The organism is Streptomyces sp. NPDC005863, assembly GCF_042871345.1.
Lineage (GTDB): Bacteria > Actinomycetota > Actinomycetes > Streptomycetales > Streptomycetaceae > Streptomyces.
Map to the genome: position 1 here is coordinate 509,680 of NZ_JBIAII010000006.1, position 14,548 is coordinate 524,227.

At 71.3% G+C, this 14,548-nt stretch carries 12 protein-coding genes; 9 read left to right on the top strand and 3 right to left on the bottom strand.

All coding sequences use genetic code 11. The annotated features are described in order from the left end of the window. Positions 1-65 precede the first annotated feature (65 nt). From ACFYO9_RS23740 to ACFYO9_RS23765, 6 genes are all read left to right on the top strand, one after another. Positions 66-1,682: an L-lactate permease gene (locus tag ACFYO9_RS23740; RefSeq protein WP_358776142.1), complete on the top strand. Its 1,617-nt coding sequence runs from the start codon at positions 66-68 to the stop codon at positions 1,680-1,682. A 196-nt stretch (positions 1,683-1,878) separates the two neighbouring features. Continuing rightward, positions 1,879-3,243, top strand: a complete 1,365-nt coding sequence (locus tag ACFYO9_RS23745) for a phosphomannomutase/phosphoglucomutase (RefSeq protein ID WP_358776140.1) — start codon at positions 1,879-1,881, stop codon at positions 3,241-3,243. 198 nt (positions 3,244-3,441) lie between these two features. Further along, a complete protein-coding gene (locus tag ACFYO9_RS23750; protein WP_098242904.1) occupies positions 3,442-3,618 on the top strand; it encodes a Trm112 family protein in 177 nt (58 codons plus the stop codon). A 55-nt stretch (positions 3,619-3,673) separates the two neighbouring features. Then, a complete protein-coding gene (locus ACFYO9_RS23755; RefSeq protein WP_358776138.1) occupies positions 3,674-4,873 on the top strand; it encodes an SIS domain-containing protein in 1,200 nt (399 codons plus the stop codon). 55 nt (positions 4,874-4,928) lie between these two features. Further along, positions 4,929-6,080 (top strand): mannose-6-phosphate isomerase, class I, encoded by a 1,152-nt coding sequence (gene manA, locus ACFYO9_RS23760; protein WP_358776136.1) that lies wholly within the window; start codon positions 4,929-4,931, stop codon positions 6,078-6,080. A 111-nt stretch (positions 6,081-6,191) separates the two neighbouring features. Next, positions 6,192-7,151, top strand: coding sequence for a cation diffusion facilitator family transporter (locus ACFYO9_RS23765; RefSeq protein ID WP_355820249.1), 960 nt, complete (start codon positions 6,192-6,194; stop codon positions 7,149-7,151). Positions 7,152-7,230: 79 nt separating this feature from the next. Here ACFYO9_RS23765 and ACFYO9_RS23770 read toward each other — a convergent pair whose 3' ends face one another. Then, positions 7,231-9,378, bottom strand: a complete 2,148-nt coding sequence (locus ACFYO9_RS23770) for a fructose-specific PTS transporter subunit EIIC (RefSeq protein ID WP_358776134.1) — start codon at positions 9,376-9,378, stop codon at positions 7,231-7,233. 358 nt (positions 9,379-9,736) lie between these two features. Between ACFYO9_RS23770 and ahcY the strand changes: the two genes are divergently transcribed. Beyond that, complete coding sequence (gene ahcY / locus ACFYO9_RS23775) at positions 9,737-11,191, top strand: adenosylhomocysteinase (protein ID WP_355820253.1); 1,455 nt, start codon at positions 9,737-9,739, stop codon at positions 11,189-11,191. 181 nt (positions 11,192-11,372) lie between these two features. Next, entirely contained in the window at positions 11,373-11,999 is a 627-nt protein-coding gene (locus ACFYO9_RS23780; protein ID WP_358776132.1) for a hypothetical protein, read from the top strand. Between the two features lie 16 nt (positions 12,000-12,015). Here the strand turns inward: ACFYO9_RS23780 and ACFYO9_RS23785 are convergent, their stop codons facing one another. Further along, positions 12,016-13,032, bottom strand: a complete 1,017-nt coding sequence (locus tag ACFYO9_RS23785; protein ID WP_358776130.1) for an RDD family protein — start codon at positions 13,030-13,032, stop codon at positions 12,016-12,018. Between the two features lie 87 nt (positions 13,033-13,119). Here ACFYO9_RS23785 and ACFYO9_RS23790 point away from each other — a divergent pair, with 87 nt between their 5' ends. Further along, positions 13,120-14,127 carry a stage II sporulation protein M gene (locus tag ACFYO9_RS23790; protein ID WP_358776128.1) on the top strand — a complete coding sequence of 336 codons (1,008 nt, stop codon included), beginning with the start codon at positions 13,120-13,122 and terminating at the stop codon, positions 14,125-14,127. 228 nt (positions 14,128-14,355) lie between these two features. Here ACFYO9_RS23790 and ACFYO9_RS23795 read toward each other — a convergent pair. Further along, positions 14,356-14,548, bottom strand: a 193-nt coding sequence (locus ACFYO9_RS23795) for a hypothetical protein (protein ID WP_358776126.1), incomplete at its 5' end; no start/stop codon positions are given.

Genomic DNA, 14,548 nt, shown 5'->3' on the forward strand with positions numbered 1-14,548 from the left:
GGAGCATTGACGTCCGTTTGTTGCGGACATGACGATTTCGCCACCCCATCGCCCGGGAGGCGCCCGTGTTCGTGCAGCAACTGGAGCCCGTGGCCGACTCGCTCGGCCTGTCCGCACTCGTCGCGACCCTGCCCCTCCTGACCGTCCTCGTCCTGCTCGGCGCCGTCCGCATGAAGGCACACCGCGCGGGGCTCATCGGCCTCGCCGTCGCCGTCCTCGTCGCCTGGCTCGCCTACGGCATGCCGCTCGGCCAGACCGCCTCCAGCGCCGCACAGGGCGCGCTCTTCGGCGTCTTCCCCATCCTGTGGATCGTTGTCAACGCCCTGTGGGTGTACCGCATGACGGTCCGCACCCGGCACTTCGACATCCTGCGCCGCTCCTTCGGACGGCTCTCCGACGACCCCCGCATCCAGGCCCTCGTCGTGGCCTTCTGCTTCGGCGCGCTCCTGGAGGCGCTCGCCGGCTTCGGGGCGCCCGTCGCGATCAGCGCGGTCATGCTCGTCGCCCTCGGCTTCGACCCGGTGCGCGCCGCGGTCGTCTCCCTCGTCGCCAACACCGCGCCCGTCGCCTTCGGCGCCATGGCCACCCCCGTGGTGACGCTCGCTCAGGTGACGGACCTTCCGCTGGACACCGTCGCCTCGGTGGTCGGCCGCCAGACGCCGCTGCTCGCCCTGGTCGTGCCGCTGCTCCTGGTGGGGCTCGTGGACGGGCGGCGCGGCCTGCGCGAGACCTGGGTGCCCGCCCTCGCATGCGGGCTCGCCTTCGCCACCGCGCAGTTCGCGGCCTCCAACTACGTCTCCGCACAGCTCGCCGACATCGGCGCGGCCCTCGCGGGCGCCGGCGCGCTCCTCGCGGTGCCGCACGCGCGCAGGCCGGCCACCGAGCCCGTCCGCGCCGCCGTCCTCACCGGCGCCCGCAGCGAGGACCTCGACCACGACGACCCGCGCCCCGAAGTGGTGCGCGCCTACGCCCCGTACGCCCTGATCGTCGCCATCTTCTCGATCGCCCAGATCCCCGCCGTCAAGGACTTCCTCGCCCGCGCGACCCGCACCTTCGACTGGCCCTTCCTGAACGTAAGCGACCCCTCCGGGAAGCCGGTCGGCGGCAACGTCTTCTCGCTGCCGCTCGTCTCCACCGGCGGCACGCTCGTGCTGCTCGCCGGTGTGGCCACCGCGGCGGTCATCGGGGTGCACGCGCGCGTGGCGGTACGGGAATGGGCCGCCACGGTCCACGAACTGCGCCACGCCATCCTCACCGTGACGTCCGTACTGGCCCTCGCGTACGTCATGAACCTCTCCGGGCAGGCCGCCACGATCGGGCACTACGTAGCGGCCGCCGGCGCCGGGCTCGCCTTCCTGTCGCCGGTACTGGGCTGGTTCGGCGTCGCGGTGTCCGGCTCCGACACCTCGTCCAACGCCCTCTTCGGCGCCCTCCAGGTGACGGCGGCCCAGCAGTCCGGGCTCTCCCCGGAACTCCTCGCGGCCGCCAACAGCTCGGGCGGCGTCCTCGGCAAGATGATCTCGCCGCAGAACCTGACCATCGCGTGCGCCGCCGTCGGACTCGCGGGCAAGGAGGGCGACCTGCTGCGCAAGGTGCTGCCCTGGAGCCTCGGGCTGCTCCTCGTGATGTGCCTGATCGTGGTGGGGCAGAGCACGGCGGTACTCGGCTGGATGCTGCCGTGAGCCCGGGCGCGGGGTCTCGCCGGGGGAGGGATACGCGGCGTCGCCGGGGCGGTGATCGGCCACGCACGGCTCGGTGTCGGTGCCAGCGGGTAGTTTTGTGGTGACCGCGGAGAGCACTCCGTACTCGATGTGCGCGACGTGCTCGATGTACTCGATGGACTCGCTGAACTCGCAGAACCTGCAGAGAGGGTTGGCCGTGACTGCTGATCTGTCCCAGATCGTCAAGGCGTACGACGTCCGCGGAGTGGTCCCGGACCAGTGGGACGAGTCGCTCGCCGAGCTGTTCGGGGCGGCCTTCGCACAGATCACGTCCGCGGACGCGATCGTCGTCGGGCACGACATGCGCCCCTCGTCGCCGGGCCTGTCGCGGGCCTTCGCGCGCGGGGCGGCCGCGCGCGGCGTCGACGTCACGGAGATCGGGCTCTGCTCGACGGACCAGCTGTACTACGCCTCGGGCGCGCTGGACCTGCCGGGCGCGATGTTCACGGCGTCGCACAACCCGGCCCAGTACAACGGCATCAAGATGTGCCGCGCGGGCGCCGCCCCCGTCGGCCAGGACACCGGCCTCGCCGAGATCCGCGCCCTCGTCGAGGGCTGGCAGCGCACCGGCGCCCCCGAGCCCGCGGCGACCGCCGGCACCCTCACGCGGCGCGACACCCTCACCGACTACGCCGCCCACCTGCGCGGCCTCGTCGACCTCACCGCGATCCGCCCGCTGAAGGTCGTCGTGGACGCGGGCAACGGCATGGGCGGCCACACCGTCCCCACCGTCTTCGAGGGCCTGCCGCTCGAACTCGTGCCGATGTACTTCGAGCTGGACGGCACCTTCCCCAACCACGAGGCCAACCCCCTGGACCCGGCCAACATCGTCGACCTGCAGCAGCGGGTGCGCGAGGAGGGCGCCGACCTCGGCGTCGCCTTCGACGGCGACGCGGACCGCTGCTTCGTGGTCGACGAGAACGGCGACCCGGTCTCGCCGTCCGCCATCACCGCCCTGGTCGCCTCCCGCGAGCTGGCCAGGCACGGCGGCAAGGGCACGGTCATCCACAACCTCATCACCTCCTGGTCGGTCCCGGAGGTCGTGAAGGAGAACGGCGGCACGCCGGTGCGCACCCGCGTGGGCCACTCCTTCATCAAGGCCGAGATGGCGCGGACCGGCGCGATCTTCGGCGGCGAGCACTCCGCGCACTACTACTTCAAGGACTTCTGGAACGCGGACACGGGCATGCTCGCCGCGCTGCACGTCCTGGCCGCCCTGGGAGGCCAGCAGGGCACGCTCTCCGGCCTCGTCGCCCAGTACGACCGCTACGCGGGATCCGGCGAGATCAACTCCACCGTCGACGACCAGACCGCCCGCCTCGCCGCCATCAAGGAGACGTACGGCGGCCGGGACGGCGTCACCCTGGACGAGCTGGACGGCCTCACCGTGACCACCGCCGACTGGTGGTTCAACGTCCGCGCGTCCAACACGGAGCCCCTCCTGCGCCTCAACGTGGAGGCCCGCGACGAGGCGACCATGGCCAAGACGCGCGACGAGGCCCTGGCCATCATCCGCGGCTGACCCCGCCGGTCCGCCCCGGCCGACCCGCGCGCCCCGCGCACCCCGCGGAGGGGCCCGCCCACCGGCCCCTCCGCACCCCCGCGCCCCGCCCCGCACGGAGGTAGGCTGACCAGGCCGCATCCTGAGCGGAACCGGCGCGGACACCGCGCGCGGGCCAGCACCACCACGCCATCACATCAGCTCGAAGGGACCCACCCCATGCCGCTCGAAGCCGGCCTCCTGGAGATCCTCGCCTGCCCGGCCTGCCACGCCCCCCTCAAGGAGACGGACACCGAGCTGATCTGCACGGCGGACGCCAAGGAGTGCGGCCTCGCCTACCCGGTCCGCGACGGCATCCCCGTCCTCCTGGTCGACGAGGCCCGCCGCCCCGCGTAACGGCCGTACCGGCACCCGCAGGAGACCGCGCACGGCGAACCGAAAGGCCGACCCCATGCTCGACGAGTCGCTGCTGGACGCCCCGGAGGCACTGGCCCGCGCCGACCGCCGCGGACTGCTGCGCGGCGCGGCGGAGGCGGGCGCCCGCGTCCGTACCGCCGTCCGGCACGCCGCGGAGGCCGGGCTCACGGAACTCAAGCCCGACGGGCGCCCCAGGGCCGTCCTGATCGCGGGACCCGGCACCGCCGCCGTCTGCGTCGCCGACCTGCTCGACGGCCTCGCGGGCGCAGGCTGCCCCGTCATCCGCCTCGCCCCGACCGGCGTCGCCCCCGCAGCGGGCGCCCTGCGCTGGGCGCTGCCCGGCTGGGCCGGCCCCGTCGACCTGCTGCTCATCGCCACCCCGGACGGCACCGAACCGGGCCTCTCGCTCCTCGCCGAGCAGGCCTACCGCCGCGGCTGCACGGTCGTCGCGGTGGCCCCCGCCCGCACCCCGCTCGCCGAGAGCGTGGACGGCAGCCACGGCCTCACCGTCCCCATGGCCTGCTCGCCCTACGGCGCGTACGAAGGGGCACACGACGACGCCGACCGCGACCTGGCCACGTACGAGGCACGCCGCGTCGAGGACGAGTCCGCGCCCGGCGCCCCCGGCACCCTGTGGGCCCTGCTCGTCCCGCTCCTCGTGCTGCTCGACCGCACCGGGCTGATCGCCGCCCCCGTAGACACCCTGCAGAAGGTCGCCGACCGGCTCGACCACCTCGCGGAACGCTGCGGTCCGGCCATCGCGACCTACAGCAACCCCGCCAAGACGCTCGCCGCCGAGCTGGCCGACGCCCTCCCGCTGATCTGGACCGAGGGACCCGCAGCCGCCCGCGCGGGCCGCCGTTTCGCCGCCACCCTCGCCGAGCTGGCCGGCCACGCCGCGCTCGCCGCCGAGCTCCCCGAGGCGCTGCCCGCGCACGGCGCCCTCCTCGCCGGCAACCCCGCGGGCGGCGACGCCACCGACGACTTCTTCCGCGACCGGGTCGAGGACCCGGCGGCCCTTCGCGCGCGCGTGGTGCTGCTCCGCGACTCCCCGGTCGACGCAGGCGGCCTCACCGCGGCGCCCGCCGCCCGCGAGCTCGCGCACGGCCACGACGTCGCGATCAGCGAGCTCGAACCGGAGAGCGACGACGACCTCGAAGCGCTCGCGGAGCTGATCGCCGTCACGGATTTCGCCGCCGTTTACCTGGCGCTCGCCGCGGGGGACCCATCATGACCCCGGCCGCACCGGCAGCAGTTCAGCATTCGCGTACGTAAGGGAGCACCCCTCCGTGGACCGCCTCAGCAACACCATCCGCCCCTACGCCTGGGGTTCCACCACCGCCATCGCGGAGCTCGTCGGCGCCGAGCCGACCGGCGAACCGCAGGCCGAGATGTGGATGGGCGCCCACCCCGGCGCACCCTCGCGCACCGACCGCGGCGCGCTGAACGAGGTCGTCGACGCGGACCCGGAGCGCGAACTCGGCCCGGCGGCCGTCAGCAAATTCGGCCCCCGGCTGCCCTTCCTGCTCAAGCTCCTCGCCGCGGGCGCCCCCCTCTCCCTCCAGGTCCACCCCGACCTCGCCCAGGCGAAGGAGGGGTACGAGGACGAGGAGCGCCGCGGCGTCCCGATCGACGCCCCGCACCGCAACTACAAGGACGCCAACCACAAGCCCGAACTGATCTGCGCCCTCACGCCGTTCGCCGGCCTGTGCGGCTTCCGGGACCCGGCCGAGACCGCGGACCTCCTGGAGGCCCTCGACGTCGACTCCCTCAAGCCGTACGTCGACCTGCTGCACGCCCAGCCCGAAGAGGCCGCCCTGCGCGAGGTCCTGACCGCCGTGCTCAGCGCCGACCCCGAGCAGATGGCCGAGACGGTCACCGAGGTCACGGCCGCCGCCCGGCGCCTCGGCGGCGCCCACGAGCCGTACGCGGACATCGCCCACCACTACCCGGGCGACCCGGGCGTCATCGCGGCCATGCTCCTCAACTACGTCCAACTGCAGCCCGGCGAAGCTCTGTTCCTCGGCGCCGGCGTCCCGCACGCCTACCTCGACGGCCTCGGCGTCGAGATCATGGCCAACTCCGACAACGTGCTGCGCTGCGGCCTGACGCCGAAGCACGTCGACGTACCCGAACTCCTGCGCATCGTCCGCTTCGAGGCGACCGACCCCGGCGTCCTGCGCCCCGAGGCCTCGGTCGACGGCGAGGAGGTCTACGAGACCCCGATCGACGAGTTCCGCCTCTCCCGTTTCGTCCTGCCCGAGGGCGCCGCCGCGCACGACCTCACCGCCGCGACCCCGCAGATCCTGCTCTGCACCGCCGGCTCGGTCCGCGCGGGCGAACTGCCCCTGAAGCCCGGCGAGTCCGCCTTTGTCCCAGCGGGCGAAAAGGCCGAAGTGTCCGGAACGGGCACGGTATTCCGCGCCACCGTGGTGGCCTGACGCCCCGCCGCCCTCGCGTGCTGCAACAATGACCCACCGCAAAGGGCGGGCAAAGCACGGCCCGTCCGCGACGGCCGAGAACGTACGAAGGCGAAGGGACCCCGGGCACTCATGAGCGCGTCAGGCGGAACAAAGGCGATTGTCGCGGCACTCGGCGCGAACCTCGCGATCGCGGTGGCGAAGTTCGTCGCGTTCATCTTCAGCGGTTCCTCGTCGATGCTCGCCGAGAGCGTCCACTCCCTCGCCGACTCCGGCAACCAGGGACTGCTGCTCCTCGGCGGCAAGAAGGCCCAGCGCGAGGCGACCCCGCAACACCCCTTCGGCTACGGCCGCGAGCGCTACATCTACGCCTTCCTCGTCTCGATCGTCCTCTTCACGGTCGGCGGCATGTTCGCGATCTACGAGGGCTACGAGAAGATCAAGCACCCGCACGAGCTGGAGCACTGGTACTGGCCCGTCGGGGTCCTGGTGTTCGCGATCATCGCGGAGGGCTTCTCCTTCCGTACCGCCATCAAGGAGTCCAACGAGACGCGCGGCGGCCTCAGCTGGGCGCAGTTCATCCGCCGCGCCAAGGCCCCCGAACTGCCGGTCGTCCTCCTGGAGGACTTCGGCGCGCTGGTCGGCCTCGTCCTCGCGCTCGGCGGCGTCGGCCTCGCCCTGGCCACCGGCGACGGCGTCTGGGACGGCGTCGGCACCCTCTGCATCGGCATCCTGCTCATCCTGATCGCGATCATCCTGGCGGCCGAGACCAAGTCGCTGCTGCTCGGCGAGGCCGCGGGCACCGCGGAGGTCGCCGAGATCGAGAAGGCCGTGGTCGACGGCGACACCGTCACCAAGGTCATCCACATGCGCACGCTCCACCTCGGCCCCGAGGAGCTGCTGGTCGCCGCGAAGATCGCCGTCCGGCACGACGAGACCGCCGCCGAGGTCGCCGCGGCGATCAACGCCGCCGAGGAGCGCATCCGCACCGCCGTCCCGATCGCCCGCGTCATCTACCTGGAGCCGGACATCTTCAGCGAGACGGCAGCGGCCGCGGGCACCAACCCGGCGAAGGCGCCGGGCGGCCACTGAGCCCTTTTCGTACGTACGTGGAGGGGCCCCGCACCGGTGTGGTGCGGGGCCCCTCCACGTACGGGCATCCGGTGAGCGGCTACCGCACCTCGCGCAGCACGTCGAGGATCGCGGCGTCGTCCGGCGCCGTCTCCAGGCGCTCGCGGAAGCCGGGGTCCATCAGCTTCCGGGAGAGCAGCGCGAGAATCCGCAGGTGCTCGTCGCCGGCGGCGGCCTCCGGTACCGAGATCATGAAGATCAGCCTGGCCTTCGTACCGTCGAGCGAACCCCACTCGACGCCCTCGGGCGACCGGGCGAACCCGACGAGCGGCGAGTCCACGGCGTCGGTCTTGGCGTGCGGGATGGCGATCTCCTCGCCGAGCCCGGTGGTGCCCTGCTCCTCGCGCCGCAGCGCGGTCCGCACCAGCTCCTCCACGTCGTTGACCTTGCCGGTGGAGGCGAGCAGCGCGGCCATCTCGCGGATCGCGGCCTCCTTGTCGGACGCGGCGAGCCGGACCTCGACGGTCTGCTCGGTGAGGTAACCGGAGAGGACCTCACCGGCGGGCTCGGGCTCCGGCTCGGTGGCGGGCTCCGGCTCGGGCTTCGGCTTCGGCTCAGGAGCCGCCGCCGGTACGGGAGCCGCCGCTTCCGGCGCCTTGCGCAGACCGCCCGCCGTGGCGGAACCCGCGCTCGCCCCGGCACCGGTCCCGACCCCGGCCGGCACAGGCTCGGGACCGCCCGGAGCGTCGACGAGCGGAGCCCCGCGCCGCTTGCGCTCGCTGAGGTCGACCAGCGTCACGGTTGTGAGCGCCGTGACGACCGAACCGACGGCGATCGCCAGGAAGAACATCGGGACGCCGCCGACGGCGCTCAGCACCGCCACGATGGGCCCGCCGTGCGGCACCGCGTCCTTGACGCCCGCCATGCCGGCGATGGCACCGGCGACCGCGCCGCCCAGCATGTTGGCGGGGATGACCTGCGCGGGCCGCGCCGCCGCGAACGGAATCGCACCTTCGGAGATCCCGAAGAAGCCCATGAACAACGCCGCGAGCCCGGTCTCCCGTTCCTGCTCGTCGTAGAGCCGCTTACGGATCAGCGTCGCGAGCCCCTGCCCCAGCGGCATGACCGGAATGGCGGCGGCGCACATGCCCATGACGGTCTGGTTGCCGGTCGCGATGAGCCCGGTGCCGAAGAGGAACGCCGTCTTGTTGACCGGACCGCCCATGTCGAACGCGATCATCAGGCCGAGGATCGCGCCGAGCAGGATCGCGCTGGTCCCGGTCATCCCGCTGAGCCAGCTCGTCAGATGTTCGAAGACCCACGAGATGGGCTTGCCGATGACGTAGATGAAGAACAGCCCGAGCGCCGTGGTCGCGATGATGGGGATCACGATGATCGGCATGATCGGCTGGACGAACTTGGGGACCTTGACCTTCTTGATCCACAGCACCAGATAACCGGCCAGGAAGCCGGTGACGATGGCCCCGATGAAGCCCGCGCCCGCCTTGGAGTCGTACAGCTCACCGGTGTTGGCGATCCACCCGCCGATCATGCCCGGCACCAGCGCGGGCCGGTCCCCGATCGCGTAGGCGATGTAACCCGACAGGATCGGCACCATCAGCGTGAACCCGATGGTGCCGATCTGGTTCACGTGCATCCAGAACGAGTCGTCCGGGATGACGAGCCCGCCCTTGGGGTCGGTGTGCCCGCCGAGCGACAGCGAGACGGCGATCAGCAGCCCGCCGACGACCACGAACGGAATCATGTACGAGACGCCGTTCATCAGCGCCTTGTACGCGACGCTCCGCTCCCGGCCGCCTCCACCGCCGCCGCCGCCCGTACCGCCACCGGACGGCTGCCCGGCACCGCCGCCGGCCCCACCCCCGTCGTGCACGGGCGCGCTCTGCACCTGCTCGATCAGCCGCTCCGGATGGCTGATGCCCTCGGACACCCCGACGGACAGCACACGCTTGCCTGCGAACCGGCTGCGATCCACATCCTTGTCGGCTGCGATGATGATGCCGTCCGCCTCTCTGACATCGTTGTCAGAAAGAACGTTCTCGGCTCCGATGGAACCCTGTGTCTCCACCTTCATGTCGACGCCGAGGCTCTCCGCCGCCTGCGAGAGCTTCTCGGCGGCCATGTACGTGTGGGCGATACCGGTCGGACAGGCGGTCACGGCGAGCAGCTTCAGCCTCCGCTGCCCGCTGCTGGCCCCGCCTATGGGGGGATCGGCCGGACTGGTCACGTAGATCTCCTAACACCTTTGCCGCACAAGATCGCGCATATGTTCCCGATCTCAAGGCATCCTGCAACACATAAGCCCAGGATCAAACTCGCAAAGGTCCCATAACGTCCGGGTCTGACGGCCTATCCGCCAGACATGCGGTGCTCGGAGGCGGGCTGGGGCGGACTGGGCCGATCGGTGTAGCTTGGGGATGAGCCAGACGTCGCTGCTGATGGCGGTCGGGCAGTCCCCGCACGGACTGTCCGAGGGAGAGAGGGCCTCCGACGGACTGCGCTGCGCGCGTCCGTGCACCCATGTGCCCGACGCCGCAGGTCAGCCATGTCCACCCTCGACTCCACTCACGAGGAGCAGCTCACTCATGACTCTCATCAACGGCCAGGACTTCAAGGTCGCCGATCTCTCCCTGGCCACCTTCGGCCGCAAGGAGATCACCCTCGCCGAGCACGAGATGCCCGGTCTGATGGCGATCCGCAGGGAGTTCGCCGCCACCCGGCCGCTCGCCGGCGCCCGCATCATGGGCTCGCTGCACATGACGGTGCAGACCGCCGTGCTCATCGAGACCCTGGTCGCGCTGGGCGCGGAGGTCCGCTGGGTCTCCTGCAACATCTTCTCCACCCAGGACCACGCCGCCGCCGCCATCGCGGTCGGCCCGAACGGCACGCCGGAGGACCCGCAGGGCATCCCCGTCTTCGCCTGGAAGGGCGAGACGCTCGAGGAGTACTGGTGGTGCACGGAGCAGGCGCTGACCTGGCCGAACACGCCCACCGGCGGCCCGAACATGATCCTGGACGACGGCGGTGACGCCACCCTCCTCGTACACAAGGGCGTGGAGTACGAGAAGGCCGGCAAGGTCCCCTCGGTGGACACCGCCGAGAACGACGAGCACCGCGTCATCCTCCAGCTGCTGAACCGCACGATCACCGAGGGTTCGCAGAAGTGGACCCAGCTGGCCTCGGAGATTCGCGGCGTCACCGAGGAGACCACCACCGGCGTCCACCGTCTCTACGAGATGCACCGTGACGGCACCCTCCTCTTCCCGGCGATCAACGTGAACGACGCCGTGACGAAGTCGAAGTTCGACAACAAGTACGGCTGCCGCCACTCGCTGATCGACGGCATCAACCGCGCCACCGACGTCCTCATCGGCGGCAAGACCGCCGTCGTCTGCGGATACGGCGACGTCGGCAAGGGCTGCGCCGAATCCCTGCGCGGCCAGGGCGCCCGCGTGATCGTCACCGAGGTCGACCCGATCTGTGCGCTGCAGGCGGCGATGGACGGCTACCAGGTCACGACGCTCGACGAGATCGTGGACAAGGCGGACATCTTCGTCACCACGACGGGCAACAAGGACATCATCATGGCCGCGGACATGGCCAAGATGAAGCACCAGGCGATCGTGGGCAACATCGGTCACTTCGACAACGAGATCGACATGGCGGGTCTGGCGGCGACGCCGGGCATCGTCAAGGACGAGGTCAAGCCCCAGGTGCACACCTGGACCTACCCCGACGGCAAGGTCCTCATCGTCCTGTCGGAGGGCCGCCTGCTGAACCTGGGCAACGCGACGGGCCACCCCTCGTTCGTGATGTCCAACTCCTTCGCGGACCAGACGCTGGCCCAGATCGAGCTGTTCACGAAGCAGGAGGAGTACCCGACCGACGTGTACGTGCTGCCCAAGCACCTGGACGAGAAGGTTGCCCGCCTCCACCTCGACTCGCTCGGCGTCAAGCTGACCACGCTCCGCCCGGAGCAGGCCGCCTACATCGGCGTCGAGGTCGAGGGCCCGTACAAGCCCGACCACTACCGCTACTGAGACCGCGGCCGTCGGCCGACCGGCCGCCGGTCAGCGTCACTTCAGCAGGCCCTCGCCCCCGTGGCGGGGGCCTGCCCCTGTGAGACGGCCACCCAGCCCCCTACGACGGCCACCGTCACCTTGAGACGGCAACCCATCCCTTGTGAGACGGCCACCCACCCGAGGACCAGGAACAGAGCCCATGCCCCGCGGCCGATATTCGCTCCACGATCCGCACGACCACACCCCCCTCGGTGAAGAACACTTCCACTGCGCCCCCGGCCCCTCCGGCTGGCGCTACGTCTCCCAACGGACCACCCCCTCAGGAACCCCCACAGGCATCCCCGCCGGCTCCGTCGACCTCGCTCTCGACGACCGCGGGCGCCCCATCCGCCTCGAACTCCGCGCGGGCGACTGGCAGGTGCGCGCCGGCGCCCTCAACGGCGTCACCTGGGTCCGCACCGACCCCACCGGCACACGCGCCACCGAAGACAACGCCCCCGCCCACGCCTTCACCGGCACATCCCCCGCCTTCCTCATCGCGACGGCCCGGCTCCTGCGCCTGACCCCCGCGTCCCCCGCGACCCGCATCCGCCTGGTCGCCTTCACGGACCCGGTCCTGGCCCCCCGCACCCTCGACCAGTCCTGGACCCTGCTGAAAAGCGAAGCACACGCCACTGACAACGGACCCCTGACCGTCGACGAATACCAGGTCACAGCCCTGGACACCGGCGAACAGCATACCGTCCACCTCACCGGCGACGTGGTCCTCGCGGCCCCCGGCATCGAACTCGAACGCCTGGAAAACCCACCGTCGACCTTCACGTGAGGCCCCCGCGGACGGCTCAGACGGGCGGCACGAACCCGGTGGCCGGAGGCGAGTCCTCGCCACCGGAGCCGTCGGCGGCGCCGGGCTGGGCGGAGTGGCTGGGGGAGACGGGAGGGGCAGAAGGGGCAGGAGGGGCTGGAGTACCGGGGGAGACGGGGAGGTGGGTGGAGCCGCCGGAACCAGCCGTACCAGCGGCACCGACCGCCCCAGCCGCACCGCGCGAAGTCCCCGCACCGGCCTCCCCGCCAAACACACCCCCAGCCCCCGAGGGCGCAAACACACCCCCAGCCCCAAACGCCCGCCGCGCGTCCCGAGCCTGGCGCTCGTGCACGACCGCGGCCAGGAAGGCGGCCGGCGGAACGCCGTACGGCGCGGGCGCCCCGGTGCACTCCACCAGATCACCGGCGAGACGCTCGGCCATGGTCCAGCCCACCTGCGGATCCAGCTGCCCCGCCCGCGAGAGGTACTGCCGGATCGCCAGCCACAACCCCTCGGGAACCCCGGACAGGTCAAGCCCGGAGAACCGCCCCGCCAGCCAGGGCGGAGGCGGAGGCACAAAGGCGGCCTGCACCGTGGGCACCCGCTCCCGTACGACCAGCGTCCCCGCGAACACGTCCCCGAGCCGCCGCCCGCGCGCGGACACCAGCGACGCGATGCACGCGACGACCCCGAAGGTCAGCAGAATCTCGACGACCCCCACGGCCCCCCGCACCAACGCGTGCCGGAACCGGATCGGCCCCCCGTCGTCCCGCACCACCCGCAGCCCGCACGCGAGCTTCCCGAGCGAGCGCCCATGGCTGAGCGTCTCCACCGCGATGGGCCCGCCGACCAGGATCAGTACGAAGCCGGCGACCGCGACGGCGGCCATGGCTGCGTCGTCCAGCGACGCCGTCGATGCGAGGACCCCGATGGTCACCAGGAGATAGACCGTCCACGCCACCGCCAGGTCGATCAGCACGGCGAGCGACCGGCTCGGCAGCTTCGCGGGGCGCAGCTCCAACGCCACCGCCTCACCCGTCACAAGCTCACTCACGCCTGCCGCCCTTCCCGCACTGCCGTAGGAGTGGCCAGTCTGCCAAGCTGAACCATCCCGCGCCGCAGTACGAGGAGCAGCCATCCGATGGACCTCGACGTCTACGTCTCCGCCCACCGGGCCGAATGGGGCCGTCTTGACGCCCTGCTGCGCCGCCGACGCCACCTCACCGGCGCCGAGGCCGACGAACTCGTCGCCCTCTACCAGCGCACCGCCACCCACCTCTCCCTGATCCAGTCCAGCTCCCCGGACCCGCAGCTCACCGGCCACCTGACCCACCTGGTGGCCCGCGCGCGAAGCGCCGTGACGGGCACGCGCCGTGCATCCTGGCGGGACGTGACCCACTTCCTGACCCGCGGTTTCCCGGCGGCGGTCTACCGCTCCCGCCGCTGGTGGATCCCCACCGCCCTGCTCTCGACCGTCCTGGCCGCCGTCATCGGCTGGTGGATCGCCACCCACCCCGAGGTCCAGTCCTCGATCGCGGCTCCCGGCGACCTCCGCGAGATGACACGTCCGGGCGGCGAGTACGAGACGTATTACTCCAGCCACCCGGCGGCCTCCTTCGCCGCCCAGGTCTGGACGAACAACGCCCAGGCAGCCGCGATGTGCCTGGTCCTGGGCGCCTTCCTCTGCTTCCCGGTCATCTGGATCCTCTTCCAGAACATGCTCAACCTCGGCGTCGGCATCGGCCTGATGTCCTCGGCCGGCCGCCTCGACACCTTCCTGGGACTCGTCCTGCCCCACGGCCTCCTGGAGCTGACCGCCGTCTTCGTAGCCGCCGGTACGGGTCTGCGGCTCGGCTGGACGGTCATCGACCCGGGCCCTCGCACCCGCCGCACGGCCCTGGCGGAAGAGGGCCGCTCAGCCCTGGGCATGGCCATCGGCCTGGCCCTGGTCCTGTTCGTCTCCGGAGCCATCGAAGGCTTCGTCACCCCCTCGGGCCTCCCCACATGGGCCCGCATCGCGATCGGAGTGGGCGCCGAGCTGACCTTCCTCGCGTACGTCTACGTACTGGGCGGCAGAGCGGCCCGCGCGGGCGAGACGGGCGACGTCGACCAGCACGAACGCAGCGCGTCGGTCCCGCTCGCAGCGTGATGTGCGTTCGACCCTCCAGGCCTGCTAGTCTCCTTCTCGCCCCGGAAAAGCCGTTGACACGGCAGGACCGGGGAGGTAGATTCGAACAGTTGCCTAGAGCTGGACAGCGTCCAGCGGCGGCAGTTAACATCTGCTTGCTTCTCGAATTTCATCGATACGAGAAGCCACCCCCGATCAATCGGAATCCGAAGCCGGTAAGTCCGGCGGAAAACTTCTGATAAAGTCGGATCAGCCGAAAGGCAAAGGCCCTCCAACGGCCACCGGAAATGAAACCCGAACCGGAAACGGAACGGAAAACGGATCTGGTAAGGTTGGAAACACGAAATACCGAAGGGAAGCGCCCGGAGGAAAGCCCGAGAGGGTGAGTACAAAGGAAGCGTCCGTTCCTTGAGAACTCAACAGCGTGCCAAAAGTCAACGCC

Excerpts from the sequence above, each read along its gene's own strand:
- ACFYO9_RS23790 (WP_358776128.1), top strand. The coding sequence starts at position 13,120 with ATGGACCTCGACGTCTACGTCTCCGCCCACCGGGCCGAATGGGGCCGT.
- ahcY (WP_355820253.1), top strand. The coding sequence starts at position 9,737 with ATGACTCTCATCAACGGCCAGGACTTCAAGGTCGCCGATCTCTCCCTG.
- ACFYO9_RS23780 (WP_358776132.1), top strand. The coding sequence starts at position 11,373 with ATGCCCCGCGGCCGATATTCGCTCCACGATCCGCACGACCACACCCCC.
- ACFYO9_RS23765 (WP_355820249.1), top strand. The coding sequence starts at position 6,192 with ATGAGCGCGTCAGGCGGAACAAAGGCGATTGTCGCGGCACTCGGCGCG.
- ACFYO9_RS23755 (WP_358776138.1), top strand. The coding sequence starts at position 3,674 with ATGCTCGACGAGTCGCTGCTGGACGCCCCGGAGGCACTGGCCCGCGCC.
- ACFYO9_RS23750 (WP_098242904.1), top strand. The coding sequence starts at position 3,442 with ATGCCGCTCGAAGCCGGCCTCCTGGAGATCCTCGCCTGCCCGGCCTGC.